Consider the following 4,563-nt stretch of genomic DNA (forward strand, 5'->3'; position numbering starts at 1 on the left):
TGGCCCAGCGTGCCATCGGTGGCCTACCTGGCCTGACCGTCGTGCCCGCGCTGCGCCTCAAGGCCTTCACCCGCGACTCGGTCGGGCTCTCGAGTACCGACCGGCAGCGCAACATCGCCGGGCGCGTCCGAACCACCACACTGGTGGCCGGGCCCGTCGTCCTCGTCGACGATGTGGTGACCACGGGCGCCACCGCGACGGAGTCGGTTCGCGTCCTGCAAACCTGCGGTGCCGACGTCGTGGCGGTGCTCGCGCTGGCGCACGCGTGAGCATTACCCGCAGATCAATCGCGTGTGAAGACTTGAAAACACGTCTGCCGAATTAGTGGCACGACAGGGTGAACACGGACTACCGTCGCAATCAACCATCCGTGAACACTTCACGGCGGCGTCGAGAACCCCAGGCGCCGGTTATCGCGCCCAGCGGTAGGAGGTGAGTAGTCGACACCTTGCGCCGGCGAGTGGCGCGTAGAGGTTCTGCTCCGTCGGCGCGATTTCTTTGATGGCCCGGGCACGCGTATGCGTGCGAACGCGAAGGAGAATCGAGTTGCCAAGTATGTCAAGTCATTCCGTGGAATCAGACAGCACGATGGTGATGGATCCGAACGCCGACGGATCCCCCGACTCAAGTCCCAACGCCGAGGTGGTGGTCACGGGTCGAAACGTCGAAGTTCCCGACCACTTCCGCAACTACGTCGCCGAGAAGCTGTCCCGCCTGGAACGATTCGACCGCACCATCTATCTCTTCGACGTCGAGCTGTACCACGAGAAGAATCGACGGCAACGTAAGAACTGTCAGCATGTGGAGATCACGGCTAAGGGTCGCGGGCCGGTCGTGCGGGGCGAGGCCTGCGCCGACAGCTTCTACGCCGCCCTGGAGTCGGCCGCCGGCAAACTCGAGCGGCGGCTGCGCAAGAGCAAGGACCGTCGCAAGATCCACTACGGCGACAAGACTCCGGTCTCACTGCACGAAGCCACTTCGCTCGACCATCTCGACGCGGCGTTCGCGCGGTCGAGCGAGCCCGTCGACAGCGATCCGGCCGTCGACGACCACGAGCCCGGGCGGATCGTGCGCACCAAGGAGCACACCGCGAACCCGATGACCGTCGACGACGCGCTCTACGAGATGGAACTCGTGGGCCACGACTTCTTCCTGTTCCACGACAAGGACAGCGACCGTCCGTGCGTGGTGTACCGCCGGCACGCCTACGACTACGGCCTGATCAAGCTGGCCTGATCAAGCTCACCTGAGGTCGATCCGGCGCGCGCACGCACCGTCACGGTCGCGTGGCGCGCCGGATCCACCCGAAGGGCGGCGCGCCTGACGTGCTCGACCAGCGATTTTGGTGCGTCGCCTACGATGGTGTCCGTCTAATGCGTGACGAATGGTCATCATCGCAACGAGGAAAAAGGTAAAACAGCGTGCTGGGAAAGTTGCTCCGTCTCGGCGAAGGCCGCATGGTCAAGCGCCTCAAGGGGGTGGCTGACTACGTCAACACCCTGTCCGATGACACCGAGAAGCTGTCCGACGCCGAACTCCGCGGTAAGACCGACGAGTTCAAGGATCGCCTCGCCAACGGCGAGGATCTCGACGACATCCTGCCCGAGGCGTTCGCCGTCGCCCGCGAGGCTGCCTGGCGGGTGCTCAACCAGCGCCACTTCGACGTCCAGGTGATGGGCGGCGCCGCGTTGCACTTCGGCAACGTCGCCGAGATGAAGACCGGTGAGGGTAAGACGCTGACCGCCGTCCTGCCCGCCTATCTGAATGCGCTCGCCGGCAAGGGCATGCACATCATCACCGTCAACGACTACCTCGCCAAGCGCGACGCCGAGCAGATGGGCCGCGTGCACCGCTTCCTCGGCCTGGACGTCGGCGTGATCCTGTCGCAGATGACCCCCGACGAGCGTCGGGCCGCCTACAACGCCGACATCACCTACGGCACCAACAACGAGTTCGGGTTCGACTACCTGCGCGACAACATGGCGCTGCGCCTCGAGGACTGCGTCCAGCGCGGCCACGTCTTCGCCATCGTCGACGAGGTCGACTCCATCCTCATCGACGAGGCCCGCACCCCGCTGATCATCTCCGGGCCCGCAGACGGTGGATCGAACTGGTACACCGAGTTCGCCAGGCTAGCGCCGCTGATGGAGAAGGACCTCCACTACGAGATCGACATCAAGAAGCGCACCGTGGGTGTGCACGAGCTCGGTGTCGAGTTCGTCGAGGACCAGCTGGGCATCGAGAACCTGTACGAAGCTGCGAACTCGCCGCTGATCAGCTATCTGAACAACTCCCTCAAGGCCAAGGAGCTGTTCGAGCGCGACAAGCACTACATCGTCCGCAACGGCGAGGTCCTCATCGTCGACGACTTCACCGGTCGCGTGCTGATCGGGCGCCGCTACAACGAGGGTCTGCACCAGGCCATCGAGGCCAAAGAGCAGGTCGAGATCAAGGCCGAGAACCAGACGGTCGCCACGATCACCCTGCAGAACTACTTCCGCCTCTACGAGAAGCTCGCCGGCATGACCGGCACCGCCGAGACCGAGGCCGCCGAGCTGCACGAGATCTACAAGCTCGGCGTGGTGACGATCCCCACCAACAAGCCGATGATCCGGACCGACCAGTCCGACCTGATCTACAAGACCGAGGAGGCCAAGTTCATCGCGGTCGTCGACGACGTCGTCGAACGTTATGAGAAGGGTCAACCGGTGCTGATCGGCACCACCAGCGTGGAGCGTTCGGAGTTCCTGTCGCGCCAGTTCCAGAAGCGCCGCATCCCGCACAACGTCCTCAATGCGAAGTACCACGAGCAGGAGGCCGGCATCATCGCCGAGGCGGGCCGGCTGGGTGCGATCACCGTGGCCACGAACATGGCCGGCCGCGGCACCGACGTGGTGCTCGGCGGCAACGTCGAGTTCCTACTCGACCGGCGGCTGCGTCAGCGCAACCTCGACCCCATCGCGACCCCCGACGAGTACGAAGAGGCCTGGCACGAGGACCTCCCGCACGTCAAGGCGGAGGTAGCCGCGGAGGCCAAGGACGTCGTCGCCGCCGGCGGGCTGTACGTGCTCGGCACCGAACGCCACGAATCCAGGCGCATCGACAACCAGCTGCGCGGCCGCTCGGGCCGCCAGGGCGACCCGGGTGAGTCCCGCTTCTACCTGTCGCTGGCCGATGAGCTGATGCGCCGCTTCAACGGAGCGACGCTGGAGACGCTGCTGACCCGGCTGAACCTGCCCGACGACGTGCCGATCGAGGCCAAGATGGTCTCGCGCGCCATCAAGAGCGCCCAGACCCAGGTCGAGCAGCAGAACTTCGACATCCGCAAGGAAGTCCTGAAGTACGACGAGGTGATGAACCAGCAGCGCAAGGTCATCTACGCCGAGCGTCGCCGCATCCTCGAAGGCGAGAACCTCGCCGACCAGGCGCACAAGATGCTCATCCACGTCGTCACCGCCTACGTCGACGGCGCCACCGCCGAGGGCTACTCGGAGGACTGGGATCTGGAGAAGCTGTGGGAGGGGCTCAAGGCGCTCTACCCGGTCGGTATCGACCACCACGATCTGATCGACTCCGACGCGGTCGGTGAGCCCGGCGAACTGAACCGCCAGGAACTGCTCGACGCGTTGGTCGCCGATGCCGAACGTGCCTACGCGGAGCGGGAGGCCGAGATCAACGGGATCGCCGGCGACGGCGCGATGCGTCAGCTGGAACGCAACGTGCTGCTCAACGTCCTGGACCGCAAATGGCGTGAACACCTCTACGAGATGGATTACCTGCGTGAGGGCATCGGCCTGCGCGGGTTGGCCCAGCAGCGCCCCGAGGTCGAGTACGCGCGCGAGGGCTACGACATGTTCACCGGCATGCTCGAGGGCATGAAGGAGGAGTCCGTCGGCTTCCTGTTCAACGTCAGCGTCGAAGCCGCACCTGCACCGGCGGTTTCGCCGGTGGCAGCGCCCCCCGGACTCGCCGAGTTCGCGGCCGCAGCGGCCGCGGCGGCAGAATCGAACAAGGGTGGCGTCGCGACCAAGCAGCGACCTCCGGCCCCGGCTGGGTTGCGCGCCAAGGGAATCGACGATCAGGAGCAGCCCCTGATCTACTCCGGACCGTCGGAGGACGGTTCGGTGGAGGTGACCCGCTCCGGTGACGCGAAGCCCAACGGCGGCGGAACCCGTCGCGAGCGTCGCGAGGCGGCCCGCCAGAGCGGCAAGCACGCCAAGGGCAGCCGCCGGAACTGACCCTTCTGCGCATCGAGACTGCACCAGCGGCGCACAAGTACGAGTGAACGCCGCCCTGCGTGCAGTCTGAATGCGCGCGAGGCTCAGCCGATCTGGAGCGCAACCAGTCGCCAGCGGTCCTTGTGCCGCTCGATGCGGGCGGCGACGGCGTGCACCCGCCCGGACCGGGCGAACGTCGCGAACACCTCGGCTGCGCAGACCTCGGCCGGCCGTCCGTCGTCGTCGACACCCGCGGCCACCGCGCGGACCCGGATCCGCTTCATGGTCGCGCTGCCCCGACGCGTCACGCCGACCTGGGCGATGACACTGTCGATCAGTGCCGGCG

At 66.0% G+C, this 4,563-nt stretch carries 3 protein-coding genes and 1 pseudogene; 3 read left to right on the forward strand and 1 reads right to left on the reverse strand.

What is annotated here, in order from left to right; genetic code table 11:
- The 3 genes and pseudogenes from WA965_RS13815 to secA all read left to right on the forward strand — a co-directional run.
- A pseudogene (locus tag WA965_RS13815) lies at positions 1-269 on the forward strand (ComF family protein); the annotation flags it as partial.
- Positions 270-594: 325 nt separating this feature from the next.
- Positions 595-1,236: a ribosome hibernation-promoting factor, HPF/YfiA family gene (hpf, locus tag WA965_RS13820; protein WP_526300116.1), complete on the forward strand. Its 642-nt coding sequence runs from the start codon at positions 595-597 to the stop codon at positions 1,234-1,236.
- A 185-nt stretch (positions 1,237-1,421) separates the two neighbouring features.
- The gene (gene secA, locus WA965_RS13825) at positions 1,422-4,238 is read left to right on the forward strand and encodes a preprotein translocase subunit SecA (protein WP_526300112.1); all 2,817 of its coding nucleotides are present in this window, start codon (positions 1,422-1,424) and stop codon (positions 4,236-4,238) included.
- 83 nt (positions 4,239-4,321) lie between these two features.
- Here secA and WA965_RS13830 read toward each other — a convergent pair.
- A partial coding sequence (locus WA965_RS13830) for an Rv3235 family protein (protein ID WP_526447643.1) occupies positions 4,322-4,563 on the reverse strand: 242 nt, incomplete at its 5' end.

Origin of the sequence: Mycobacterium sp. (assembly GCF_049683935.1) — a bacterium.
Classification (GTDB): Bacteria; Actinomycetota; Actinomycetes; order Mycobacteriales; family Mycobacteriaceae; genus Mycobacterium.

Excerpts from the sequence above, each read along its gene's own strand:
- hpf (WP_526300116.1), top strand. The coding sequence starts at position 595 with ATGGATCCGAACGCCGACGGATCCCCCGACTCAAGTCCCAACGCCGAG.